This is a genomic window from Limnohabitans sp. 2KL-3 (assembly GCF_001269405.1).
Taxonomy (GTDB): domain Bacteria; phylum Pseudomonadota; class Gammaproteobacteria; order Burkholderiales; family Burkholderiaceae_C; genus Limnohabitans_A.
Window position 1 is genome coordinate 274,389 of record NZ_CXON01000005.1, and the last position, 23,420, is coordinate 297,808.

The 23,420-nt window shown below is 57.7% G+C and carries 23 protein-coding genes; 5 read left to right on the plus strand and 18 right to left on the minus strand.

What is annotated here, in order from left to right; genetic code table 11:
* The 12 genes from AMM41_RS09815 to AMM41_RS09870 all read right to left on the minus strand — a co-directional run bounded on the left by AMM41_RS09815 (position 1) and on the right by AMM41_RS09870 (position 12,029).
* Entirely contained in the window at positions 1-1,998 is a 1,998-nt protein-coding gene (locus tag AMM41_RS09815) for an ATP-binding protein (RefSeq protein ID WP_194944696.1), read from the minus strand.
* Positions 1,999-2,083: 85 nt separating this feature from the next.
* Positions 2,084-2,539, minus strand: coding sequence for a hypothetical protein (locus AMM41_RS21875; protein WP_194944697.1), 456 nt, complete (start codon positions 2,537-2,539; stop codon positions 2,084-2,086).
* Positions 2,536-3,330 (minus strand): ABC transporter substrate-binding protein, encoded by a 795-nt coding sequence (locus AMM41_RS09825; RefSeq protein WP_199233514.1) that lies wholly within the window; start codon positions 3,328-3,330, stop codon positions 2,536-2,538. Before AMM41_RS09825 ends, AMM41_RS21875 begins: the two co-directional genes overlap by 4 nt.
* 481 nt (positions 3,331-3,811) lie before the next feature.
* Positions 3,812-4,771 (minus strand): type II secretion system F family protein, encoded by a 960-nt coding sequence (locus tag AMM41_RS09830; protein ID WP_089956904.1) that lies wholly within the window; start codon positions 4,769-4,771, stop codon positions 3,812-3,814.
* A gap of 22 nt (positions 4,772-4,793) precedes the next feature.
* Complete coding sequence (locus AMM41_RS09835; protein ID WP_089956907.1) at positions 4,794-5,768, minus strand: type II secretion system F family protein; 975 nt, start codon at positions 5,766-5,768, stop codon at positions 4,794-4,796.
* 2 nt (positions 5,769-5,770) lie between these two features.
* Positions 5,771-7,072: a CpaF family protein gene (locus AMM41_RS09840; protein ID WP_228769205.1), complete on the minus strand. Its 1,302-nt coding sequence runs from the start codon at positions 7,070-7,072 to the stop codon at positions 5,771-5,773.
* A 117-nt stretch (positions 7,073-7,189) separates the two neighbouring features.
* Positions 7,190-8,422: an AAA family ATPase gene (locus AMM41_RS09845; protein ID WP_089956913.1), complete on the minus strand. Its 1,233-nt coding sequence runs from the start codon at positions 8,420-8,422 to the stop codon at positions 7,190-7,192.
* Between the two features lie 9 nt (positions 8,423-8,431).
* Entirely contained in the window at positions 8,432-8,803 is a 372-nt protein-coding gene (locus AMM41_RS09850) for a hypothetical protein (RefSeq protein ID WP_146186278.1), read from the minus strand.
* Positions 8,804-8,814: 11 nt separating this feature from the next.
* A complete protein-coding gene (locus AMM41_RS09855) occupies positions 8,815-10,116 on the minus strand; it encodes a type II and III secretion system protein family protein (protein WP_228769206.1) in 1,302 nt (433 codons plus the stop codon).
* A 268-nt stretch (positions 10,117-10,384) separates the two neighbouring features.
* A complete protein-coding gene (gene cpaB / locus AMM41_RS09860) occupies positions 10,385-11,257 on the minus strand; it encodes a Flp pilus assembly protein CpaB (protein ID WP_089956919.1) in 873 nt (290 codons plus the stop codon).
* A 23-nt stretch (positions 11,258-11,280) separates the two neighbouring features.
* Positions 11,281-11,826, minus strand: coding sequence for an A24 family peptidase (locus AMM41_RS09865; RefSeq protein WP_089956921.1), 546 nt, complete (start codon positions 11,824-11,826; stop codon positions 11,281-11,283).
* A gap of 29 nt (positions 11,827-11,855) precedes the next feature.
* On the minus strand, positions 11,856-12,029 hold the full coding sequence (locus AMM41_RS09870; RefSeq protein ID WP_089956924.1) for a Flp family type IVb pilin: 174 nt from the start codon (positions 12,027-12,029) through the stop codon (positions 11,856-11,858).
* Positions 12,030-12,330: 301 nt separating this feature from the next.
* Between AMM41_RS09870 and AMM41_RS09875 the strand changes: the two genes are divergently transcribed.
* The 4 genes from AMM41_RS09875 (at position 12,331) to AMM41_RS09890 (ending at position 16,543) form a co-directional block, all read left to right on the plus strand.
* The gene (locus AMM41_RS09875; protein ID WP_089956927.1) at positions 12,331-12,831 is read left to right on the plus strand and encodes a TadE/TadG family type IV pilus assembly protein; all 501 of its coding nucleotides are present in this window, start codon (positions 12,331-12,333) and stop codon (positions 12,829-12,831) included.
* A 6-nt stretch (positions 12,832-12,837) separates the two neighbouring features.
* The gene (locus AMM41_RS09880; protein ID WP_089956930.1) at positions 12,838-13,890 is read left to right on the plus strand and encodes a pilus assembly protein TadG-related protein; all 1,053 of its coding nucleotides are present in this window, start codon (positions 12,838-12,840) and stop codon (positions 13,888-13,890) included.
* A gap of 193 nt (positions 13,891-14,083) precedes the next feature.
* Positions 14,084-15,472, plus strand: coding sequence for a Crp/Fnr family transcriptional regulator (locus AMM41_RS09885; protein ID WP_194944698.1), 1,389 nt, complete (start codon positions 14,084-14,086; stop codon positions 15,470-15,472).
* A gap of 57 nt (positions 15,473-15,529) precedes the next feature.
* Complete coding sequence (locus AMM41_RS09890) at positions 15,530-16,543, plus strand: aldo/keto reductase (protein WP_089956935.1); 1,014 nt, start codon at positions 15,530-15,532, stop codon at positions 16,541-16,543.
* A gap of 656 nt (positions 16,544-17,199) precedes the next feature.
* Here AMM41_RS09890 and maiA read toward each other — a convergent pair.
* The 4 genes from maiA to AMM41_RS09910 form a co-directional block, all read right to left on the minus strand.
* Positions 17,200-17,835 (minus strand): maleylacetoacetate isomerase, encoded by a 636-nt coding sequence (gene maiA, locus AMM41_RS09895; RefSeq protein ID WP_089956938.1) that lies wholly within the window; start codon positions 17,833-17,835, stop codon positions 17,200-17,202.
* Positions 17,836-18,044: 209 nt separating this feature from the next.
* Positions 18,045-18,746, minus strand: a complete 702-nt coding sequence (locus AMM41_RS09900; RefSeq protein WP_089957072.1) for a fumarylacetoacetate hydrolase family protein — start codon at positions 18,744-18,746, stop codon at positions 18,045-18,047.
* A gap of 102 nt (positions 18,747-18,848) precedes the next feature.
* On the minus strand, positions 18,849-19,886 hold the full coding sequence (locus AMM41_RS09905; protein WP_089956941.1) for a cupin domain-containing protein: 1,038 nt from the start codon (positions 19,884-19,886) through the stop codon (positions 18,849-18,851).
* A gap of 152 nt (positions 19,887-20,038) precedes the next feature.
* Positions 20,039-21,256: a 3-hydroxybenzoate 6-monooxygenase gene (locus AMM41_RS09910; RefSeq protein WP_089956944.1), complete on the minus strand. Its 1,218-nt coding sequence runs from the start codon at positions 21,254-21,256 to the stop codon at positions 20,039-20,041.
* 139 nt (positions 21,257-21,395) lie between these two features.
* Here AMM41_RS09910 and AMM41_RS09915 point away from each other — a divergent pair, with 139 nt between their 5' ends.
* Positions 21,396-22,529, plus strand: coding sequence for a stealth family protein (locus AMM41_RS09915; RefSeq protein WP_228769207.1), 1,134 nt, complete (start codon positions 21,396-21,398; stop codon positions 22,527-22,529).
* Positions 22,530-22,535: 6 nt separating this feature from the next.
* Here the strand turns inward: AMM41_RS09915 and AMM41_RS09920 are convergent, their stop codons facing one another.
* Together AMM41_RS09920 and AMM41_RS09925 are read right to left on the minus strand one after the other, a co-directional pair.
* The gene (locus AMM41_RS09920; RefSeq protein ID WP_228769208.1) at positions 22,536-22,928 is read right to left on the minus strand and encodes a TIGR03643 family protein; all 393 of its coding nucleotides are present in this window, start codon (positions 22,926-22,928) and stop codon (positions 22,536-22,538) included.
* Positions 22,925-23,374, minus strand: a complete 450-nt coding sequence (locus tag AMM41_RS09925) for a thiol-disulfide oxidoreductase DCC family protein (RefSeq protein ID WP_228769209.1) — start codon at positions 23,372-23,374, stop codon at positions 22,925-22,927. The genes AMM41_RS09920 and AMM41_RS09925 overlap by 4 nt, the downstream gene beginning before the upstream one ends.
* Between the last annotated feature and the right edge of the window lie 46 nt (positions 23,375-23,420).

Sequence of the window (23,420 nt, forward strand, 5' to 3'; positions counted from 1 at the left end):
TCAATCGTTGACAGGCGCTGCGTTGGCCTGAGCCTTGTTTTCGGTGTGCCGATGCAAAAGTGCCACCAATTGGTCGAGCATGAAGGGCTTGCCAATGTGGTCTTTCATGCCCGCATCCAGGCAGGCTTGGCGGTCAGAGGCCATGGCATTGGCGGTCATGGCGATGATGGGCGGCTGCTTGTGGCCCATGTGCAGGCCGATGGCTTTGGCCGCTTCGTAGCCGTCCATCACCGGCATTTGCACATCCATCAGCACCGCGTCAAAGCCAGGCTCGGCGGTGATGGCGGCCCGCATGCCCAGCTCGCCGTTGTCGGCCAAAGTGACCTCCGCGCCCTCTTGCGAGAGCAGTTTTTGAGCCACCATCTGGTTGATCAAATTGTCTTCGACCACCAACAAGCGCATGCCCTGAAGTCGTTGGGTTTTGACGGCCCCGGTGGGCGGCGCCTTGGTGTTGACCGGGGCGCTTGGCACAGCCGTCAGTGGGATGGTGAAGGAAAACTCGCTGCCTTGCCCCAATGTGCTGTTCACGCACAATTCACCGCCCATCATCTTCACCAATTGCTTGCAGATGGACAGCCCCAGTCCTGTGCCACCAAAACGCCGTGTGGTGCTGGCCTCGGCTTGCGAAAAACCTTCAAAAATGCGCGACAGGTGCTCTGGCGCAATGCCAATGCCGGTGTCCGTCACAGAAAACCTGAGGGTCACATCGTTTTGCTGGCGCTGGATCTGGGCCACACGAATGATCACCTGGCCTTGCGCGGTGAATTTGATCGCGTTACTGCCCAAGTTGATCAAAATTTGCCTGAGTCGCATGTCATCACCCAGCAGGGTGTCTGGCAAATTCGGGTCCACTTCGACTTTGAGTTGAACTGGCTTTGGACCCAGGTTGTGCGTCAGGATCACGCTCAATTCACGCACCCAATCTTGCAGGCCAAAGGCTTGCAGATCCAGTTGCATTTGACCGGCTTCTACTTTTGAAAAATCCAGAATGTCATTGAGCAGGCCCAGCAGTGCGCGTGCCGAGTTTTCTGTTTGTGTCACGTAGGCTTTTTGCACCCCATCCATCTCGGTGCGCTGCAGCAGTTGCAGCAGACCCAAGATCGCATTCATGGGTGTGCGAATCTCGTGGCTCATGTTTGCCAAAAACTGGCTTTTGGCTCCAGTAGCCTGTTCGGCCGTTTCTTTGGCGATTTGCAACGATCTTTCGGCCTGCTTTCGATCGGTGATGTCGGTGCTGATGGAGATGTATTGCTGCACCCGTCCATCCACATCCAGAAAGGGCACGATCGTGGCATTGACCCAAAACACCTCGCCATTTTTCTTGCGGCAGCACATCTCGTTGTGCCAGACCCTGCTTTGTGCAATCGTGCTCCACAGGGTCTCGAAAAACTCTTCCGGGTGCACGCCCGCATTGATGAGGCGATGCGACTGCCCCAGCAACTCTTGCTGCGTGTAGCCGCTGATGTGGCAAAAGCGGTCGTTGGCATAAGTGATGTGCCCCTGCAGGTCGGACACGCTGACGATGGCATGCTGGTCGAGTGCGTATTTTTGGTTGTTCAGGTCTTTGATCCAGTTCTCGCGCTCAGAGGCCCATTGCCTTGATCGGGCCACATACACCCCGCTGCCGATCAAGGCAATGGCCATCAGCGTGCCCACCAAGATCAAACTCATCCAGGCTTCGCTGCGCCACACGCTGAGCAGTTTGTCCCGGTCCAGGTGAACCACCACCGTGGCGGGAAAACTGCGAGAAGCCCGGTAAGCGGTCAACCAAGGCGTGCCCGCGTAGCTGTCATCGGGCAGTTGGCCCGATTCAGACACTTGCAGCTGCTGTGTCACGCGCAGGTTGTGTTGGCTGTTGGGCTCAAACGATGGGGCCGTGCTCAGCAACAAACCGCCATCGGGACGCAGCAACTCGATGGTGCTGTCATCCGGTCCCATTTGTCGGTCGTAATAATTGAGAAAGTAGTCGGGGTTGATGACCGCCAGCACTTTTTTCATGTGCCCATCGGCCCCTGGCAATTGCCTTTGAACCAAGATGAACGTTTGGGCAGGCGCGGCTTGTCCCGCCTTGATGGCTTGGGCGTTAAAAAGGTCCCGCCCGCCCGCCCGTGAGTGGGCCGATGCGCAAAATGGACAAAGGCTCAGGGCCCTGTGGCAACAATGCCGAATCCTCGACCCTGAGCCCGAGGTTACGGGCTTCCGAGCTGTGCACAACCACGCCTTGTGCGTCGGTGAAAGAAATTGACCGAATGTAGCGTGCATGCCGCATCAAAGCCGCCATGGCGCTGTCGGGCTTGTCGAGTTCGGCCAGATTCACCAAATTGACATCCACCAGACTGAGTGTCTGGCTCAGATGCTCTTCGAAGGCGTTGGCAAATTGGGCCGCAGTGACCAAGCCGTTGTCCAGCGCCACCGTGCGCAAACGCCACAGGTTGAACGCCGTCAAACCCAACACCAAGGTCAGCAACAAAGCTGCCGCCGCCCAAAACGAGGCGGCCCCCCATTTGAGCCCCCAAGGGTTTCGTGGTTGAGGCGTCATCGCTCGCTGGACACAATCGATTCAAGGCGATGCCGCTTGGCCGCCGCCATCAAGCGACCATCTTGTTGGGTGTCCCGCACAAACTGGTTCATCCGCGCCAACCAGCGCTCGTCACCGGGGGCCACTGCATAGGCATAAGGCGTCAGGTGGTAGGTGCTTGGCGGGCTGACGAGCCTGGCCCAATCGGTTTGCTCCAACATGCGGCGGCTGAACGGGTAATCGGTCATGAACACATCGGCCCGCCCGGACTCGACATCTTGCTCGCGCCCCTGCGCCGTGGGGTTGACCTTGAGGGTGGCGGCTTTGAGTTTGTCGCGCATCACGGCCTCGTGCACCGTGCCCTTGGCGACCGAGACCTCGACACCCGCTTGGTCAATGTCGGCCCACGATTTGATGCGGCGGTTGCTTTTGGTGGTGATGGCAAACATGTCGCTGACCAGGTGTGGCTGGGTAAAGCGGAGTTTTTCTGAACGCGCAGGCGTGATGCCAATGGCGAACATGGCCACATCGCAACGGTCTTGGGTCAGGTCATCGATCAGGGTGGCGAATGAGCTGTTGACAAATTTCAGGGCCACCTTCAAGTCTTTGGCCAAGTGCTGCGCCATGTCCACATCAATGCCCTGCAGCTGCTGGGTTCGGGGGTCGCGGTAAGAAATGCCGTAGTAGTCGGGCCAAATGCACACCCGCAGGCTTTGGCTGGCTGAGATGCGCTCAAGGTGCCCTGCTTGGGCCTGCGCCAGGGCACAGCCCAGACTCATCACGACCACGCCAATGGCTTTGCAGGTGTTCATCATCGGACTCTTTCTGAAGGAAGGGTGAAGTTGGGGGGCCAGCTTCATTGTATTTTTTGAAATTACAAAATACTGAAATTGACCTAACAAGTATTCATTTTAGGGTTTTGATGCGCTCAGATGTGAGGTGCCGCAGACTTTGAAGCGCGAGCTTGGACGGCAGATGGGGTGCTGGACTTGGGGGGGGCTGCCGATGGCGGTGTTTGTTCATCCGTGTCGAACGGCAAACACATGGATCAAGTGGGGGTTCTCAGTGAGCTCCAAAGCTCGGAGTTGGCTGGCTGAGGCAACAACAGCCCATACCTTCAAGGCCTGAGCCAAGGTGCGTGACTTTTGCCCATCAACGGTATTTTGGGCAGCCCTGCTGGCAATAGACTAAGCGATCCCAAAAAACGAATACTGATCAGGAAAAATCCACTTCACAGGACAGTACTTTTCGAATGCCGTGGAGTTGGCCCATAGGACCAGGGTAATTGGGGGATCAGGCACCAGCCGTTTTAGAAAACTGATGCGACAGCGTGACCACCACGGGTCCGAGCAAGACGGTCAATAAGGATGGGAAAACGCAGAAGATGAGTGGGATGAGCAATTTGACAGGCAGTTTGGCTGCGGCTTCTTCGGCCCGCAGTCGTCGCTGTGATCGCAAGGCATCTGAGTGGACCAGCAGGGCGTCTGAGACGCTGGAGCCAAAACGGTCTGCCTGAATCAAGACCGAGACCAAAGCGTCAATGTCTTTCAAGCCCACACGCAAAGACAGTCCGCGCAATGCCTCTGCCCGTGAGGAGCCTGCTCTCAGGGCCAGTCCTGTCAGTGCAAATTCTTCAGACAATTCGGGTCTGGCGTAACGCATTTCACGGCCTACGCGCTCCATGGCCGCATCCAGACCCAAACCGGCCTGAACACAAACGCGCAGCAAATCCAGGGCATCCGCAAAGGCGTGCAGCAAAGCCAATTGCCGACGCTGTACACACCATTTGACAAACATGTTGGGCAAGTAATAACCAGCCGTTGCACACACAATCAGCACACTGGTTTGAACCATGGGGTGCAAGGTCCATGAATTGCCCGTGATCACGAGCCAGGCCACTGCGGGCAGCAGCAAGGTCAGCATGGTTTTGCTGGTGAAATACATTTGCAGCGCTGCAAAAGAGCGCCAACCGGCATGTGCAAATTGCTGTTTTAAAGCCGAGGGGGCTTCGCCTGGTGCATCGGATGAGCCGCCAGAAAAACTCGCAGCCCAAGGGCTGAACCACAACAAGGCTGACTGCAATCGATTTTTGGATCGCCTCCAAGCATGAGGGGGGGTGGGCTGGTTGGCGCTCATCAGCCGCGTCAGCCGCTCGTGTCCGGGTTTGGGCATCCAAAGGCTCAACAGGACCAAACTCACACTCAGTGTCAGCGCAAAAACGAGGGCCACAAACACAAAGGAAAAAGAGCTCATTGCATGCCTTCCAAACCAGAAATCAGACGCGTATCTTGATCAGTCGCCACATCCACAAGATGCCCAAGAGCATCAGGCACAAGGAGGTGTAGACCATTTTCAGGCCGATGGGGTCGGTCCACAGTTTGGAGATGAATCCCGGGCTGAGCAGGCTCATCAATGCGGCCAAGGCAAAAGGCATGACCGACAAAATGACGGCAGAGATGCGACCTTCGGCGGACAAGACTCGAACAAGTCCCGCGATGTTTTGACGTTTGCGAATCAGCATGGCGGTGTTTTTGAGCACTTCGGCCAGATTGCCGCCCGTCTCGCTTTGGATGATGACAGCGACCACAAAATAACGAATGTCTTCACTGGCCACCCGGTTGGACAAAGACTGCAAGGCTTGCGAGCTGCTGACCCCAAAATTGATTTCATCAAACACGGCACGCAGCTCTGTGGACAGGGGGGCTGGACTGTCTTTGGCCGCGATTTGCAGGGCGCTGATGAAGGCATGTCCTGCTTGCATGGAGCGTGCAATCAAATCCAGGGCATTGGGCAAGGCGTTGCCGATGTGGTCCATGCGCTGTGTCCGGTGGTGGTTCAAAAAAGTCCACAGCAGCGCCACCCCGGCGGGCGAACAAAACCACACGAGCCAAGCAGGCCAGTTCAGCATCAGCCCCACCAACAGACTGCCCAACACCAGCGCCATGACCCCGGCCGTGATTTGACCCACACTCAGCTTCAGGCCCGTTTGGAGCAAAAAAATGTCCAGCTGCGATATGCCCGGCAGGGTTTGCAAGATGTTTTCTGCCCAAGCCCACTGACTGAGTTGTCGCCGGGGCCGCAAACTGAGTGAAAGTGATTGCAGCCTTGCCGGGTCAGAAGTGGCCAAGCGCCGTGCCAGGGCCTTGTAGCGGGGGTCAAACATTTGCTGCCAAATGCCTCGCAGGCCCCAGGCCAGCAAGGCCATGCTCATCGCGGTCAGCGATAAAAAAGTGAGGTAGGCGGTGCTCATGCTCAAGACCAACGCTGGGTTGGCTCAAACAGCGTGTCCTTCAGGACGATGCCGCGTGTGGACAGGCGCTGGGCAAATTGGGGCCGAATGCCAGTGGCCATGAATTGGCCCTGTACAGCCCCGGTTGGGTTGAGACCGGTTTGCTCAAATTTGAAAATTTCTTGCATGGTGATCACATCGCCTTCGATGCCGGTGATCTCCTGGATGCTGGTGATCTTGCGCTGGCCATCCGACAGCCTGGACACTTGAATCACCACCGAAAAAGCGGCACTGATTTGCTGACGCATGGCCCTGGATTCGGCCTTCAGGCCTGCGATGCCCAGCATGTGTTCCAGGCGGGTCAATGCATCTCTTGCCGAGTTGGCATGAATGGTCGTCATGGAGCCGTCGTGCCCGGTGTTCATGGCCTGCAGCATGTCCAGCACCTCGGCGCCCCGCACCTCGCCCATGATGATTCGGTCAGGTCGCATGCGCAAACTGTTGCGCAGCAAGTCGCGTTGTGTGATCTCGCCTTTGCCTTCGATGTTGGGTGGGCGCGATTCCATGCGAATGACGTGGGGTTGCTGCAGCTGCAGTTCGGCCGCGTCTTCGATGGTGATGATCCGCTCGTCGGCAGGAATGCTCGACGACATGACGTTGAGCAGTGTGGTTTTTCCGCTGCCAGTGCCGCCTGAGACCAGCATGTTCAATTTGGCTTTGACCAGTCCTTGTAAAAATTCGGCCATCCCCTCGGTCAGCGTGCCCCTTCGGATCAGGTCTTGCATGGTGAAGGGGATCACGGAAAACCTGCGAATGGACAACAAGGGGCCGTCCAGCGCCAAGGGCGCAATGACGGCGTTGACCCTTGAGCCGTCAGGCAAACGTGCATCCACCATGGGGCTCATTTCGTCCACACGGCGGCCTATGCGGGAAACGATGCGGTCAATGACCCTGAGCAGATGGGCATCGTCGTCAAATTGGATGTTGGTGGCCACGATCTTGCCGTGTCGCTCGGCATACACCTGGTGGGGGCCATTGACCAAAATGTCAGAGACGCTGGGGTCTGACAAAAGCGACTCGATCGGCCCCAGGCCCAGCATCTCGTCTTGTATGGCTTGGACAACCACCCGGCGTTCAGTCTCATTCAGGGCCATTTTGTGTTTGACCATGAGCTCTTCGGTCAGGGTTTGGAGCTCGGTTCTCAAACGCTCTGGGGGCATGCTTTCAAGGCGTTGCCAATCCATGCGCGACAAAATTTCTTGGTGGATGCGGGTTTTGCATTCATCCAGTTGCATATCCGAGGCCTGGGGGCTGGGAGCCAGCAAGGCCGGGGGGCTTGGCGCTGTGCTGACTGACGACAGATTTTCAAACTGGGATCGAAGATTGGGTTTCACAAATCAGCCTTGTCAGATCAATGCCATGGAGTCGTGTTCGGGATGGGCTCAAGCCCGTCGGCCAATCCAGCGTTGCAACCAATGGCGGTTTTTGGAAGGAGTGGTGTCCAGCAGTGCGCCAGCCATCTCACGCAAGGCGTGCATCACGCCGTTGTGGTCATGCACCGAGGCCAGTGGCTTTCCGGTGTGCAGTGCTTCATTGACCCACTGTGGGAGGCTGGGAAGGGTGTGTGTGACGTTCAGCCCCACCGCTTTTTCCAGCTCAGGCAGGCTGACCCAAGCCCCCGAGGTGTGCTGGTTGACCAAAAGACGCAATTTGTTGTCTTTGTAGCCCAATGCACGCAGCGTGCTGACCAAACGCTGGGCATCGCGGACATCGGGTGTGTTGCATTGGGTCACGATGAAGATCACATCGGCCATGTCCAGCGCCTTCAAGGACAGGACGTTCAGTGTGCGGGGAAGATCCACCAAGACCACCTCGTGTTGGTTTTGAACCATGTTCAGCACCTTTCCGATGTCGTGCGCCGAAATCGTCAGAGCACTTTCCATGTCATGGGGTGCGGCCAGCAAGCCCAAGCGAGGCGTGACCGCATGCATGCAACTGGCCAGCAGCTGCACATCCAGGCGATCAATTTGGCGGGTTAAGTCGAACAATGAATTGGTCTGGGTGCCACTGCTCAGGTAAAAAGAGGCATCACCGCACTGAAGATCCATGTCCACGAATGCACAGGAGCGATCAAACTCATCGGCCAAGACATGGGCGATGTTGGCCGCAATGAAACTGCTGCCATTGCCCCCTTTGCTGCTCATGAACGTCAGCAATTTTCCGCGAGGTGGTGATGCCAAAGAGGTGTCTGGGCTTGCGGTGTTGGGGGCCAAGCGAATGGTTTGAGCGGATGCCCGTGTCGCTGCGCGTTGAAGGCCTTCAAGGAGTTCTTGGGGATTCAGGGGCAGGGCCAGGATCTCTCGAACGCCTGATCGCATGGCTTGCATCAAAAAGGATGGGCCGCTGTTCTCACACAGCGCCATGACGTGCAAATCCGGCCGAGTGCTCAGCCAGGTTTCGAGTGCAGTCAAGTCGTCGGTGCGTGTGGCCAATGGCATGTCGATCAGCAAGACATCGCCCATTCCAGCTTCGTGCAGGGTGTGTTCCAGCAAAGGCAACAAGCGGTGATCGGCACCCCTGACCGTGCATTGGCTCAAGCTGAAATGGTGTTGAAGCAGGGTCTCTTGCAAGGCTTTTTGCAGCGCTTCACCCGAGGCGATGGCATGAATGAACATGGGTGGCTTTCAGGGGGCTAGGGTTGAGCCGAGGCCGCTGCCGATGTGGGTGGCTGATGGGCGACTGGCAGGTTTTTGAAAACTTTGCTGGTATTGCTCAATGGCGGATTGGGCTGCGATGCCATCGCTGTCGCTGCCTTCGCTTGGATGGCAAGCCATTTTGGGCGCGATGTCGCCATGACGGGCGCTGTGCTGCGACAGGGTGTGATGAGGGCAGGTTTGGGGTGTGGCTTGACGTGTTGGCTGGTTTTGTGCAGCTTTCACGGCGTGACCGAAATGTTGGTCCAACAGCGTTGGAGGCGCTTGGCAAGCCATGAGCACAAAGCACAGGCAAGCCATGGCGATCCATGTGGGCAATGGGGCGGGTGAGTGTGAGTTCATGGTGCGCAAGCTCATGGCGTGACGGTCTGGACGTTGCGGGGTTCGATGGACGGCGTGGGCGTCGGCACGGGGTCGGCAATGGGGGTGGCAATGGGTGCAGGGCCCTCCATTTGTCCATGTAAAAAATACTCATGCCGCGTGGGTTGGATGTAGGCATCTGTGGGCAAGGCGTAGTTGGGCGGCAATATTTTGGCCAAACGGGGGGTGATGACAAACAGCAGTTCGGACTTTTCTGTCTGAAAAGCGGTGCTTCGAAACAGCGCCCCCAAAATGGGCAGTTCCCCCAATATGGGAAATGCCTTGATGGTTTGTGTGACATTGCTTTTGACCAAGCCACCAATGGCAAAACTTTCACCGTCGCGCAATTGCACCGTGGTGGAAGCGCGGCGTGTGGTGATGGACGGCAACAAGCTGCTTTGGTTGCCTATGCCTTTGACCAGTGTCCCGACTTGTGAAAGTTCAGAGACTTCAGGGGTCACGCGAAGATGGATCAGGCCGTCTTCGAGCACGGTGGGCAAAAAGCGCAAACCCACACCAAATTCTTTTTCTTCCAGTGTGATGGTGGTGCTGCCGTTGGTATTGGCTTGCGGTACAGGAATGTAGATTTTTCCACCGGCCAAAAACGAACCTTCTTGCCCACTGATGGCGGTGATCGTGGGTTCGGCCAGCACTTTGACCAAACCTTTTTTCATCTCTGCGGTCAATGTCACGGTGCTCATGCCGTTGGCGCGGCTGGTGGTCAAAGCGGTGGATCCCGCACTGAGCAGTTGTGACAAAAGGTTGACCGATGTCGAGCCGAAAGTGCGGGTGAGGTTGACATCGACCCCCAATTCATCAAGAAGGGTCTTGGACACCTCGGCCACTTTGACTTCGAGCATGACTTGCTGTGTGCCATGCACCCGCAGCAAATTGATGACCTTTTTGTTGCCATTGAAGGCTTCGGTCAAAGCCATCAAACGCTGCACCTTCATGCCATCGCTCACACGCCCGCTCAGGACGAGGCTATCGGCCACGCTGTCCACACGCAAGTTTTCGACACCGGGCACGTATTCCGATAACTTGGCAAACAGGGCGTCGGTGTCGGTGCCCACGCTGATGTCGCGCAAAGTGGTGTTGCCTTTGGCAGTCCAAACCAACAAATTGGTATGGCCTGGTTTTTTGCCGAGCAGGTAAATTTCACGTTGGTTGATCAACACCACATCGGCCACATCGGGGTTGCCCACCGACAAGCGTGCAGCGTTCTCAGACAGTTGCAGTAACAGAGACTTGCCTGCGGTCAGTCGCAAGGCTGGGGCCATTTGGACAGAGCCCACGGTTTGAATGTCTGGTTGACTCGATGCTTTGCTGCTGGGGGGCGGGTTAGGCAAAGTCTTTCGCAGTGCGTCTGTGCTCAGTGTGGTTGCGGTTCGCAGATCGGGGGGTGGGTGGGGCAAGGTGGCAGAGCTGACCCATTTCGGTGTCATCCAAAGCAACAGGCCAAGAGATGCGGTGAGTAGGGTGGCCTTCAAGCCATTCAATGGGCAGGGCGTGGGTCTTGTCATGGTGTTTTCTTTTTCAAAGCAATCAATCAACAATGCACGGTCAAGGGTTGAATTCACGCACTGACTCCCTGGTCAATTGCAGACCGCGTATGACTTCCAGACGCGGTGGCTCAGCCTCATTGGGGGATGGGGCAGCTTGGGGTGGGTGGGTGGTTTTGCTGATCTTTGTGTTGCTGGCCACCCGAGGCGCAGCAACGGCTTTGACAGGCACTTGGGCCAGCGCTGTGCCTTGCAACAGGTCTATTTTTCGGGCACCTTGTGTGGACACGGACGACTGATCGCTTTGACTGCGCAGCACCAGTGACAGCGTGCCAATGCTGCGGGCCAAGTCAATTTGCTCGGCCTGTATGGGGGTGACTTGCAAAGTGACCGCATTGACCACCCGGGGTTTGTTTTCGGTGCTGGCCACATCTTGCGCAACGGCCAGCACCTGAATGCGTTCCAGCACGATTTTGGACACCGGTTGATTCATTTGGTCCGGGGTGTTGACCATGACATCGACATAGTTGCCTGGCAAGGCAAAACCAGCCACACCCACGATTTCATTGACCTTGACGGTCACTGCACGTTGACCTTCGCTCAGCACAGAGGACAGTCCGCCTTTGTCGCCAATGGGGGCGAGTTTGTTCATCAAAAAGGGTTCGCCACGCAGCACAGGAATGCGAATCACGCGTCCAACGGCTTGGTCCATGCGGATCAAGGGCTCTTTGAGCGAGGCGGCTTTGGGCCATGCCAAAGTGGTCATCATGTCGGGCATCAAGCGTGTGCCCATTTGCAAGTCCCGTGCCGCCACCAGCACCTGCAGGGTGGAGCCCTCATTTTGCTGTTGCAGCCATTTGGCCGCATAACCTGCGGCGGCCAGGCCAAGGATCAGCGCGATCATCAATACACCAAAGGGGCGAAGGTTTCTCATGTGTCATCTTTGTTGGGTGATCGTCACAGGGGCCAAGCCATCCAGCTGCTCAAAACATGCACAGCGGTGCCCGCACCAATGGCCAAGGCGTATGGCAAACGCGCAGAACCGATGCGCAAAATGAATCGTGGCTTGGCTGGTGCTTGGGGTCTTGGCGATGTGAATGACACAGCGCTGTGCAGGTTTTGCAATGACTGGTGGAGTGTTCCAGTGCACCAGGCCCAAGTGACCGACAAGATGCCGCCTGCCAAAAAAATGAACAAGACGACCTGAAACATGTCGGGATACCCCAGGAAAAAACCTGTTGCTCCGACCAGTTTCACGTCGCCTGCTCCGACCATGCCAAATCGGTAAAGCACCCCAAAAACCAAGAAGCCGACCATGCCACCGGCCAATGCCGAATTCAGCCCAATGCCCAGTGTTGACAGGGACAGACCGATCGCGGTCAGGCTGCCCCACAACACCAGCATGTTCGGAATTCGGCGGTGGCCTGCGTCATGCCACATGGCCGCCACAAGCATGGCAGCCAAGGCCAGCAGATGCACATGGTCGAATGCAGAGTGGGTCATGGCGGCTTCGGTTTTTGAGGGGCTTGCCTTTATGTCAGCGAGGTGGTGAGGGTTTCAAACACATCTTTCAAGGCACCCCCCACAGCTGTCACGGGCACGATGATGGCGACGGCAATCAGCGATGCAAGCAAGCCATATTCGATGGCGGTCGCACCGCTTTCATCGGCGCAAAAAGACTGAAATGCTGCGAAGATTTTTTTCATGATGGGTAACTCCAGAGTTGATGGATCGAGCTGAACTTGGTGCCAATGTCTTGCTGGTTTGGGGCCTTGTGGGGGCCTTGGCTTTGCAGGTTTTTGGCATTGCACCGGTGTTGAATGAACCCCGCCGATCACCCACTTTAAAAATAAATTCAATGTCGGACTGTGTTTCAAAGCACACAAGTTGAGGGATGTGTGCGAGTTCACATGCCGTGTCTTGCAGCGCACAGAACTCTTTATTTCGTGTGTTTAGGCTGTGCAAAGTGCAGTGTGTCTTGCATGCACGATCACAAGGAGTTTCGACATGTGCAGGGTATTGGGCTTGAGGGTGGGGCGAGCCACTGGGGACCCGCAGCAGATGCAAGTCGATGCTGCAGCGGGCCGCGTTCACGCGCATCGCACGCAGCGCGGCATGGCGGTGGTCGAATTCGCTTTGATCTTGCCCCTGCTTTTGCTGGTGTTGTTGGGCACGATTGACATCAGTTTGGCCTTGCTCGACAAATCGCTCCTCACCAATGCCAGTCGTGAAGGTGCCCGGGCTGGTGTCGTGGCTCGCAACACCAAGTTGAGCGATGCTGATATTGAGAAAGTGGTCTTGTCCTACACCCGAGGATCGCTCATGCAGTGGGGTGCCAATGCCCAGAACCCCAAGGTTCAAATTGTTCGTGCCAATTGGAAGGATGATCAGCAAAGCTTGGAGGTGACTGTGTCCTTCACCTTTCAAGGGGTGGGTTTGGGTCAGTTGTTCAGCGTGTTGGGGCAACCCTGGAAGCTCACGGCCAGCACGGTCATGCTTCAGGAGTGATCACAGATGAACGCCCAACAGTCTCCCACTTTGATGCCACAGCGTGGTGCAGTCACCTTGTTGGTTGCCTTGACCTTGCCGCTGTTGGTGGGCTTGGCGGCTTTGGCCATTGATTTGGCCCACTTGCATGTGGTTCGAAATGAATTGCAAAACGACGCCGATGCGGCAGCTTTGGCGGGTGCCATGGTGTTGTACAAAAACAAGGGCAAAACGCTCGACTGGGATGCGGCTGCCGCACAAGCTCAAGACGCGATTGCATTGAACCATGCCGATGGGCAGCCTTTGCTCAGTGCTCGGGTGGACACGGGTTATTGGGACATGGGTCAGGATGTGCTGGGCTTGCAAGTGTTGCCGACAGAACCCACCTCACAGGATGCCCCCGCACTGCAGGTGCGGGTGTCCAAAATCAAAGGTGAAAACGATGGGCCTGTTCGAACATTTTTGACGGGTATTTGGAACATGGTCTCCAAGTCCGTCAGTGCCACGGCTGTGGCCGGGGTGGCTTCACCGGGTCGGATCTATTCGGGCGGTGTTTTTCCCTTTGCCATTTCGGAATGCATGTACCAAAACTTCTGGAATTCTTCGAGTTCACCTGCAGGCCCGCGCAAAGATGCTGGGGGTCAAGCCCTGGTGTTCAGGGTCGGTTCACTTTATGCCTATGACAGCTGTGACTCAGGCGAGTGGAGTTCCTTGGCCGAGAAAGCCTCGGGGGTCCATGTGATTGCGCAATTGATCGAAGACGGAAGCCCTTCGACTTTGTCCTTGGACGATGACATCTGGGTTCAAACCGGCGTCAAAAATAGCCTGTTTCAAGCGGTTCAGGATTGCAGTGCGGCGGGCACCCAAAAGTGTGAGTTTGTCGTGATGCCGGTGCTCACCCGAGTGACACCTGGCAGTTTTTCAAAGATTCGTGGGTTTGCTTGTATGCACATTTTGAACGCCGAGGGTGGCAACGGCAAATACATCGAGCTGCAGATGAGCACCCTGTGTCAAGCGCCCAATTCCAGCGGTGTGGGCCCCAATTACGGGGTCATGACGCCGCCACGTTTGTTTCGATGATGTTGAGCCCATGGTGCACGATTTTTGTGGCTTGCTCAGTACGTGTGAATTGAGCATGGTGCTCATGCGGTATAGACCCTAAGGTCTATTCAAATTGACCCTGTGATCAATCGACGCGCTGGCGGCCATGGTCGAACATGGGTCCATGGCCTTGTTGCAATGTATGCAGCACCATCTTGAAATGGAGATCAGCATGTGGACACAGTTGCACAGTAAACATCACGCTCCTACAGACCAAGCAATCGATGAGGGTTCAGATATTTTGATGGACGGTGGTGCGCGACAGACCCCGGTCAAGCTGGGTCAGGATTTGGCCGTGTTGCGTGACATTTTGGGCTCAAACCCACGGCGCAATCTGATTTTGGGGGCGCTGAGCGAGCACAACTTGGCCATGATTTTGCCCAGCCTAGAGGTGGTGAGTTTGGCCTCGGGACAAGTCATTTACCAAGGCGGTGAGGCCTTGCACCATGTTTACTTTCCAACCACATGCACCGCATCGCTGTTGTCCACCACAGTGGAAGGTGAGACCGCCGAATTGGCCTTGACTGGACGCCACGGCATCATTGGTGTGCCCTTGGTTTTGGGGGCTGTGTCCATGTCGCACAGTGTGCAAATTCAGTCCAGCGGACAGGCTCTGCGCATGAGTGCCGAGCACTTTTTGCATGGCTTGCAACTGTGTGAGCAACTCAATCAATTGGCCTTGTCTTACGTGCAGTCATTGATGACACAAATGGCCCAGAGCATTGTGTGCAGCCGTCACCATTCGGTGAGTGAACGACTCAGTCAGTGGATGCTTTTGAACGCAGATGGTCTGGAGGCCAGTGAGCTGTCGGTCACCCATGAAACCATTGGCCACATGTTGGGGGTGCGCAGAGAATCGGTGACACAAGCGGCTGGCAAGTTGCAAGCGGCCGGCGCGATTCGCAACAGCAGAGGCAAAATCTTGATTGAAAACCGCGAGCGATTGCTGCAATCGGTCTGTGAGTGTTACGCCAGAGTCAAGCTCGATGCGGCTCAGTACACCAAACGCCTGGCACAACTGTCTGATTCAGCGTCCCGCAGCAAAACACAGTATGTGGTGGCCGTGCAGACCTCTGAGCCTGAAACTGTGCAAGGCGCAGATTTGCAAAAATATGTCGATGCTTATGATTTTGCGCCGGTGGGATTTGCCACCTTGGACATGCGTGGGCATGTGATGCAAACCAATTTGTCCGGTGCCATCATGTTGGACATTCAGCGCTCACAGTGTCAGCACACCCCCTTTGTTGATTTTTTGGATGAAAAATCCAAAATGCCATTTTTGATTTTTCATGAAGAAGTGTTGCGTGGGCAATGTCGGCGATTTTGTGTGGTGGACTTGACACCGACAGCGCACCGTGCGGCCATGACCCTTCGCATTGATGCCACTTCGGATGAATCGGGTGAAGAAAATCGCATGGTGATGATCGATTGGGGGACAGTCGCTGGCCGTTCTCTTGAAGCGCCTGCTGCTGTGCCTGTGCCTGTGCCAGAGAAAGCCATGGCCTCTGCGTGGCGATTTCAAACCGTGGCGTCTGCGCACTCGGGGGTCTACGGGCGGTGACCCTGTTGGCCTGGGTGAGGGGCTGCAACTGGGTGATTTAGAGGCTAAGATAAGACGATGAAACCTCGTCAAATTGCCTCTTTTTCGGTCAGCCCTTTGGGGCTGGGTTGCATGAATCTCAGCCATGCCTATGGTGCGCCGGTCTCGGCCGAGCAGGGTGAGCGTGTTTTGCTCACGGCCCTGGACCGGGGGGTGACTTTTTTTGACACGGCTGCACTGTATGGTTTTGGCAACAACGAAACCTTGGTGGGCAAAGTCTTGAAGCCCCACCGCCAAAAATTCACCTTGGCCAGCAAATGCGGCATGCAAGGGGTAGAGCAAAGTGATGGCAGCAAAGTGCGTGTGATCGATGGTCGACCCGAGACGATCAAAAAAACCTGCGAAGACTCGCTGCGCCGTCTGCAAACCGATGTGATCGATTTGTATTACCTGCACCGCTGGGACAAGAAGGTGCCCATCGAAGACAGTGTGGGCGCTTTGAGCGATTTGGTGCGTCAAGGGAAAATTCAAGCGATTGGCTTGTCAGAGGTGTCGGCCAACACCTTGCGCAAAGCCCATGCGGTGCACCCGATTGCAGCGGTTCAAACCGAATACTCACTGTGGACCCGCAACCCCGAAATCGCGGTCTTGCAAGCCTGTCGCGAACTGGGTACCCGCTTTGTGGCGTTCAGCCCTGTCGCTCGTGGTTTTTTATGTGGCGCAGCGTTGGACATTGCCGCATTCGATGCCAAAGACATCCGCCGCAGCATGCCGCGTTTCAGTCCTGAAAACCACGCAGCCAACCTGAAGCTCTTGCCTGCATACCATGCGCTGGCGCAAGAGGCTGGGTGCAGCCCGGCTCAGCTGGCCTTGGCTTGGTTGCTTCACCAGGGGGACGACATCATTCCCATTCCGGGTACAACCTCGGTGAATCACTTGCTCGATGATCTGGGGGCTGTGGACGTGAGGCTCGATCCGGATTTGATGAGCCGCTTGGAAGCGTTGATCAACCACAGCACTGTGGCAGGCGACCGCTACAACGCGCAGGCCAACAGCGAAGTCGATACCGAGGTGTTTGGCGTTGAGCGTTGAGCGTTGGGTAGTGGTCTGCGAGGCTTATCGCGACGGGGGCGTCGCTCCTACAGGAAGGCTGCCTGCATTTTGTAGGAGCCCCGCCCTCGGGGCGATGGGTGGTGGTCTGCGAGGCTTATCGCGACGGGGGCGTCGCTCCTACAGGAGGGCTGCCTGCATTTTGTAGGAGCCCCGCCCTCGGGGCGATGGGTGGTGGTCTGCGAGGCTTATCGCGACGGGGGCGTCGCTCCTGCAGGAAGGCTGCCTGCATTTTGTAGGAGCCCCGCCCTCGGGGCTATGGGGGTGGTCTGCGAGGCTTTTCGCGACGGGGGCGTCGCTCCTGCAGGGAGGCTGCCTGCATTTTGTAGGAGCCCCGCCCTCGGGGCGATGGGTGGTCTGCGAGGCTCTATCGCGACGGGGGTGTCGCTCCTACAGGAGGGCTGCCTGCATTTTGTAGGAGCCCCGCCCTCGGGGCTATGGGGGTGGTCTGCGAGGCTTTTCGCGACGGGGGCGTCGCTCCTTCAGGAAGGCTGCTTGCATTTTGTAGGAGCCCCGCCCTCGGGGCGATGGGGGTGCTCTGCGAGGCTTTTTGCGACGGGGGCGTCGCTCCTACAAAAAACATCATCAGGCCGGGTGCAGCCCAAGCACCAAGCGCTGTTCTCTCAACGCTTAAGCATTCAAGCGTCTGGCTGGGCCATCGGTGCGGCTTGTTTGAAGGCCTCGAGTTCGCTGCAGGCCCGGTCGATGGCGCTGATCAACGGCCAACGGCTCATGTCCACGTTGAAACGGCGGGCGCTTTCTACTTGTGGGATCAAATACACATCGGCCAGCGTGGGTGTGTCGCCATAGCTGAAACGTCCGCGTGACTTGTCCGCCCCAATCAAAGCTTCGTAGGCGTCAAACCCCTCGCTGATCCAGGTGCCGCACCAAGCGTTGATGGCGGCTTCGTTGGCACCAAACTGCTTGCGCAGGGTTTGCAAAATGCGGCGGTTGTTGATCGGGTGGATGTCGCATCCCACCATCGCCGCCAGTGCGCGCACATGCGCCCGGGCCTCAGCGCCCTCAGGCAACAGCGCTGGTGAGGGGTACTTTTCTTCCAGCCATTCGATGATGGCGGGTGACTGAATCAAGACTTGTTCGCCCGTGTCCAGTGCGGGCACCAGGCCTTGGGGGTTGATGGCTTTGAACGCTTCGTTTTGCTGTTCGTCCACCCGCAGGTCTATCGCCACATAGTCGGTGGCAATGCCTTTGAGGTTGAGTGCAATGCGCAGTCGGTGCGAGGTGCCGCTTCTGAAAAAACTGTAGAGCTTCATGGTGATCTCCTGATGGGTGATGGATATTTGAACTTACAGATCGGGGGCGTTGTTTCCACAGGGTCAAGGTCCCATATTTTGTGGGAGCCCCGCCCTCGGGGCGATGGACAGTGGGTCTGCGAGGGTTTTCTCGACAGGGGCGTCGCCCCAACCAGGGTGGGTCAATGCCAACATCTTATTGCCGCGTGCGTATCCTGTGTCGGACTGCTTTAGCCGGCTGCGCCAATGGTCAGCGCCACTTCGGCCACGCCCTCGATACGGCCGGTGATTTCGTCGCCTGTGACCACTGCGCCCACGCCTTCGGGTGTGCCGGTGTAGATCAGGTCGCCGGGCTGCAGGTGGTAGTAGGTGGACAGGTCGGCGATGATTTCGCGGATGTTCCAGATCAGCTTGTCCACGTTGGACGACTGTTTGGTCGCACCGTTGACTTCCAGCGCAATCGCACCGTTCTCGATCACCACACCGGGCATGGGCACGATCTCGCTGCAAACCGAGCCTTGCTCGATGTCCTTGCCCGTGTCCCAAGGGCGGCCTTTGTCGCGCGCCACCAGCTGCAGGTCGCGGCGTGTCATGTCCAGACCGGCGGCGTAGCCATAAACCAGCTCGTGCGCATTGGCTTCGCTCACGCGGAAACCTTCTTTGCCAATCGCCAGCACGAGCTCCATCTCGAAGTGGTAGTTGTTGGTGCGCGGGGGGTAATCTACCGTGGCACCACTTTCGACCAAGGTCTGTGGTGACTTGGTGAAGTAAAAGGCTTGCTCGACGCTCTTGTCGACGGGGCGGCCCATCTCGACGGCGTGCGCATGGTAGTTGCGGCCCACGCAGAAGATGCGGTTGATCGGGAAGCGTTCCTGCTGGCCACGGATGGGCAGAGACTGAATGGCAGGGGGGGTGAAAAGGTATGTGGTCATGGTTTTTTCAATGGTGTTGTTGTAGGCGCGACGCCCCCGTCGCGATGGTTTTTGTCGAAGGTGCATCGCGACGGGGGCGTCGCTCCTACATGGGGAAAAAGATCAGCCGCGGTTTTCGTAAACGCCCAGTTTGCGGTGCAGTGGCGATTCGTCGGCGATGAAGATGAAGGCGGGTTGGTCGGCTTGCAAGTTGGTCAGCGTCACGGCTTCATAGCCGGGTGCGCAGCAGGTGTCGGCCTCAAGCAGGGTGAAGGTGCTGGCCACGATCTGCGCTTGCACAGCACCTTCGATGACGTGAAACACCTGCGCAGGCGAGCGGGCGCTCAAGCGCAAGGTCTGGCCGGGGCGCAGCATCAGGGCGTAAAAGCCCAAGATGTTTTCGGCGTCACCACCGGTTTCGGGGTTGGTGTAAGTCACTTGCACCTGTTCCAAACCGGCATCGTCAGAGGCCAGTGATTCGAGCGCGGCCTTGGCGTCTTTCCAAGCGTAGCGCAGCATGGGGTAGGCTTTTTTGCTGCGCTCAAACACATGCGAGGGCACCACGCCGCTACGGGCGTATTGCTTGTCGCCCTGGCCGGGCACCACGGTCTGGCGGTCGCCGTTGATGTGGTAGCTGGCCTCCATGTAATAGACCAGGGGCAGGTCCAGCACATCGAGCCAGATGACGGGGTCTGTGCCGTCGTGGCCATGTTCGTGCCACAGGCCTGTGGGTGTGAGGATCAAGTCGCCCCGGCTCATGGGGCATTTTTCGCCGTCCACCGTGGTCCAGGCGCCTTCGCCTTCCACCACCATGCGCACCGCGTTGGGTGTGTGGCGGTGGCTGGGGGCCCATTCGCCGGGCATGAGCAATTGCATGCCCAAGTACATGGCGGCCGAGGCCTGCATTTTGTCAAGACCATGGCCGGGGTTGGCCAGCACCAGCACGCGGCGCTCGGCTTTTTCAATCGGGGTCAGCTCGCCTGCTTTGAGCAAGAGCGGCTTGATGTCTTTGTAAGCCCAGCAGGTGGGCTGTGTCTGGCGCGTGGGCACTTTGGGGGGCAGCACGCCGCGCAGGCTGGGCCACAGGGGCACCAGGTTCACGTTGCGCAAGTCCTGCACATAGTCTGCGGGCAAGTCTTCGATGCGTCCAAGGTCGTTCATGAATGTGTCTCCGTTCTGTTCAGTTGTGTTGCGCCGCGTGTGGGCAGTTGTAGGTCGGTGGCTTTAGCCCCGACATGCAGCCTGCGCCGAAGCCCGCAATGTCGGGGCTATAGCCACCGACCTGCGAGATACCTGTGTACAAAATTCAAACATCAGCGTGCAGGATCCATGGCGGCGTCAAGGCAGTTGCCCACGTTCCAGCCATACAGCCACTCCATCGCATCATAAAAGCGCTCGGGGCTGCGGCCGCGCCACAGGTCGTTGCGCACCAGGCGCTCCACACCTTTGGCGTGGTAGATGCGGCCCATCTCGCGGCTGGACAGCACGATGCGGGCAGTGCGGGCCACGCGGGCGCGTTGGTACATGTCCAAAGCTTTTGGCCAATCGTTGTGGTGAGTGCGCAAGGCTTCGCCCAAAGTGACGGCGTCTTCCATGGCCATGCAGGCGCCTTGTGCCATGTACTGGGTGGTGGGGTGGGCGGCGTCGCCCAGCAGGGTCACGCGGCCATAAGTCCATTGGCCAATGGGCTCGCGGTCGGCCGTGGCCCAGCGTTTCCAGGTCTTGGGCAGGTCGATCAACTGGCGGGCTTTGGGGCAAATGCCCTGGAAGTAGCTTTGCACTTCTTCCTTGCTGCCGTCTTTGACGCCCCATTCTTCTTGCTCGCGGCTGTGGAAGGTCACGACCACGTTGTACTGCTCGCCACCACGCAGGGGGTAGTGCACCAGATGGCAGTTGGGGCCCACCCAGATGGCGGCGGCGTTCCATTGCAAGTCTTCGGGAAAGTCTTTTTTGTCGACCACGGCGCGGTAGACCACATGGCCCGTGACACGGGCCGGGTCGCCCACAAATTGCTCACGTACCACCGACTTGACGCCATCGGCCCCAATCAGGGCACAGCCCTGGAAGGCTTTGCCGTTTTGGTCCCACACGGTCACACTGCTCTCGTTCTGCTCGATGCGCTCCACGCGGGTGCTGGTGTGAAATTGCACTTGCCCGGTTTCTTGCGCTGCTTCGAGCAAGGACAAGTGCACATCGGCACGGTGGATCACGGCATAGGGGTTGCCAAAACGTTCGCGGAATTTTTCGTCGGTGGGGATCTTGCCCACTTGGTACTCGTCGAGCGCGTCGTGCATCACCATGAAGTCGGTGTAAACGGCGCGGCCACGGGCCTTGTCGCCGACGCCCAAAGCGTCAAACGCATGAAACCCATTCGGTCCAATTTGGATGCCCGCGCCGATTTCGCCGATTTCGGGGGCTTGTTCGAGCACGGTGACGGCAAAGCCTTGGCGCACCAAAGCCAAGGCGGCTGCCAGGCCGCCAATGCCACCACCAGCAACAAGGACGGGAAGATGTGTGGAAACACTGCTCATGACGCTCCAATAGAAAGAATGTGGACGGCAAATTATAAGCATGCTTATTAATTTTTTGGTGCTTTGTTTTGACCAGTGGCCCTGAGCTCAGAGCGGTTATTGAAAACCCGTTTCATTCACCACTGCTAGACTGCGTGCCTTGAAAAAAACCAACGCCCCCATGCCCCAAGCCGCCATCGACATTGTTTATTTGTGGGTGGACGGCAACGATTCGGCTTGGCGAGCCAAGCGCCAAGCAGCTTTGCAGCAGCTGCCTTCTGACAGCAGCGCGGCCATGGCCCGTTACAGCAATGTGGAGGGCCGCTTTCGCGACAACCACGAGCTGCGCTACAGCCTGCGGGCTTTGGAGAAGTTTTTTCCCGATCACGGCCATGTTTACATCGTGACCGACGCACAGGCCCCCGATTGGCTGCAAGCTTCAGACCGGTTGACGCTGGTCGATCACCGCGATTTGATGCCCGAATCGTCCTTGCCCACCTTTGACTCGGGCCACATCGAGTCATGGATTCACCACATTCCCGGGCTGTCCGAGCGGTACTTTTACTTCAACGACGATGTATTTTTTGGTGCGCCCGTGCAGGTGAGTGATTGGTTCACCGATGTAGGTTTTCACGTCACCTGGTCAGATGAGCCGCTGGTGACCGATGAGGCCATGCGCATGGACGCCACTTCGCTTGAAAACGCGTGCCGTTTGTCGATTCAGTGGCTCAGCGACAAGGCCCGCTCGGGGGCAGCGGCCTTGCGCGAGCAGGACCCGCTGTACCAAAGCACGTTTCGCACATTTGCGCACTCGCCCCGGCCCATGCTCAAGTCGATTTTGATGGAGCTGGAGCAGACGGCCCCCGAGTTGTTTGCTGCGGTGCGTTCGACCGTGTTTCGCAGCTGGGACAAGCCCACCATCGTGTCGGATTTTGTGTTGCGCTGGGCCTTGGCGCATGGCCTGGCCAGTATCCGGCCCTACCGCCACCGCTACGTGTCAACGGGCGAAGCCGATCAAAACGCGCAGTTGCAGGCTTTGCAGGCCGAGTTTGGTGAGCTGGCGTTTTTTTGCATCAACGACACCACCGATGATGCGCAAGCCCACGATCCGCGCTTGCAAAACGTGTTGACCGTATTGCAGTCCATGCTGCCTGAGCCTTCAGGTTTTGAGGCTTCGGTCGCCTTGGGGCACGGCGAGCGCCTGGCCTTTGAGCCGCACGACTTTTTGCCGCACGACAACCCCGCCGATGCGCAGCAGCCGACCAACGCCTCTGGGCTTCAAAAAAGGGCTTGAGCCGCTTCAGCGCAAAGACTGGCGCGTGATGTTGGCGTGGGGCAGGGGATAGTCTTCGCTGTCATCCGGGTGCAAAAGCGCCAGCGCAGCCAAGCTGTTGGGGCCGCACACCAGCGGGAGACTGCTGTGGTGTTTGGCTTGGTGCAAGGCCGAATGCTTGGCCGTGCGGCCACGCACCCGCATGCGCCAGACTTTGAACGATCGGGGTTTGAGGTGCTCGCGCATCAATGCAATCACCTGGGTTTCGCTCAGCTCAAATTGCAAGGCAATGGCTTCAAAGGGCGTGTTGTCTTGCCAAGCCATGGCCACGATGGCGGACACGCGGGCGGGGTCGATTGCAGGGGCGACCTCAGGTTCCATGGCAAAGGGTGTGCTGGACATCAAGGGTGCAGTGCTCAAGGCGCGGTGTGTTTTTTGACCCACTTTTGAAGCGTGGGGCGAAGCGGCAAAAAGCCACGGTAAAGCACTTCCAACACCGGTGTCACACCGGGTAAACGGCCCAGCCGACCCAGCCAGCGCCAGCCGGGCATGTTCAGCCACAGGGCCACAAAGGCTGCAGCGCCGCTGAGCAGTTGGCCGTCGCTTTGTTGAACGTGAAAGCGGGCCATGAGTTGCTGGCGTGTCGCGGGTGTCAAATTCGCCGCGCTCACGTCCAGCCATGCCACGGGCTGCAAAGGGGTGAGCGATTGGTAAAGACCGATTTCGCGTTGGCACAAAGGGCAAGAGCCGTCGTACATCACCGTCAGCGTGCCACACGCGGTGGGCATGTCGGGGCCTGTTGGCGCATGGGGCGGCGATGGGTGGGGCAATTCGGTGGTTGCGGAGCCAAGGGGGGCGTTGTTCACAAAAGCGCTTTCATGGGAGCTAAGCCAAGCTTTTAACGCAGACCCG

What these genes read in the sequence shown, in the direction of transcription:
- AMM41_RS09900 (WP_089957072.1), bottom strand. Translation starts at nt 18,746, where the DNA reads ATGACCACATACCTTTTCACCCCCCCTGCCATTCAGTCTCTGCCCATC.
- maiA (WP_089956938.1), bottom strand. Translation starts at nt 17,835, where the DNA reads ATGAAGCTCTACAGTTTTTTCAGAAGCGGCACCTCGCACCGACTGCGC.
- AMM41_RS09850 (WP_146186278.1), bottom strand. Translation starts at nt 8,803, where the DNA reads ATGAACTCACACTCACCCGCCCCATTGCCCACATGGATCGCCATGGCT.
- cpaB (WP_089956919.1), bottom strand. Translation starts at nt 11,257, where the DNA reads ATGAGAAACCTTCGCCCCTTTGGTGTATTGATGATCGCGCTGATCCTT.
- AMM41_RS09890 (WP_089956935.1), top strand. Translation starts at nt 15,530, where the DNA reads ATGAAACCTCGTCAAATTGCCTCTTTTTCGGTCAGCCCTTTGGGGCTG.
- AMM41_RS09910 (WP_089956944.1), bottom strand. Translation starts at nt 21,256, where the DNA reads ATGAGCAGTGTTTCCACACATCTTCCCGTCCTTGTTGCTGGTGGTGGC.
- AMM41_RS09885 (WP_194944698.1), top strand. Translation starts at nt 14,084, where the DNA reads ATGTGGACACAGTTGCACAGTAAACATCACGCTCCTACAGACCAAGCA.
- AMM41_RS09835 (WP_089956907.1), bottom strand. Translation starts at nt 5,768, where the DNA reads ATGAGCACCGCCTACCTCACTTTTTTATCGCTGACCGCGATGAGCATG.
- AMM41_RS09825 (WP_199233514.1), bottom strand. Translation starts at nt 3,330, where the DNA reads ATGAACACCTGCAAAGCCATTGGCGTGGTCGTGATGAGTCTGGGCTGT.
- AMM41_RS09880 (WP_089956930.1), top strand. Translation starts at nt 12,838, where the DNA reads ATGAACGCCCAACAGTCTCCCACTTTGATGCCACAGCGTGGTGCAGTC.
- AMM41_RS09815 (WP_194944696.1), bottom strand. Translation starts at nt 1,998, where the DNA reads ATGAAAAAAGTGCTGGCGGTCATCAACCCCGACTACTTTCTCAATTAT.
- AMM41_RS09870 (WP_089956924.1), bottom strand. Translation starts at nt 12,029, where the DNA reads ATGAAAAAAATCTTCGCAGCATTTCAGTCTTTTTGCGCCGATGAAAGC.
- AMM41_RS09830 (WP_089956904.1), bottom strand. Translation starts at nt 4,771, where the DNA reads ATGAGCTCTTTTTCCTTTGTGTTTGTGGCCCTCGTTTTTGCGCTGACA.
- AMM41_RS09845 (WP_089956913.1), bottom strand. Translation starts at nt 8,422, where the DNA reads ATGTTCATTCATGCCATCGCCTCGGGTGAAGCGCTGCAAAAAGCCTTG.
- AMM41_RS09875 (WP_089956927.1), top strand. Translation starts at nt 12,331, where the DNA reads ATGTGCAGGGTATTGGGCTTGAGGGTGGGGCGAGCCACTGGGGACCCG.
- AMM41_RS09905 (WP_089956941.1), bottom strand. Translation starts at nt 19,886, where the DNA reads ATGAACGACCTTGGACGCATCGAAGACTTGCCCGCAGACTATGTGCAG.
- AMM41_RS09865 (WP_089956921.1), bottom strand. Translation starts at nt 11,826, where the DNA reads ATGACCCACTCTGCATTCGACCATGTGCATCTGCTGGCCTTGGCTGCC.
- AMM41_RS21875 (WP_194944697.1), bottom strand. Translation starts at nt 2,539, where the DNA reads ATGACGCCTCAACCACGAAACCCTTGGGGGCTCAAATGGGGGGCCGCC.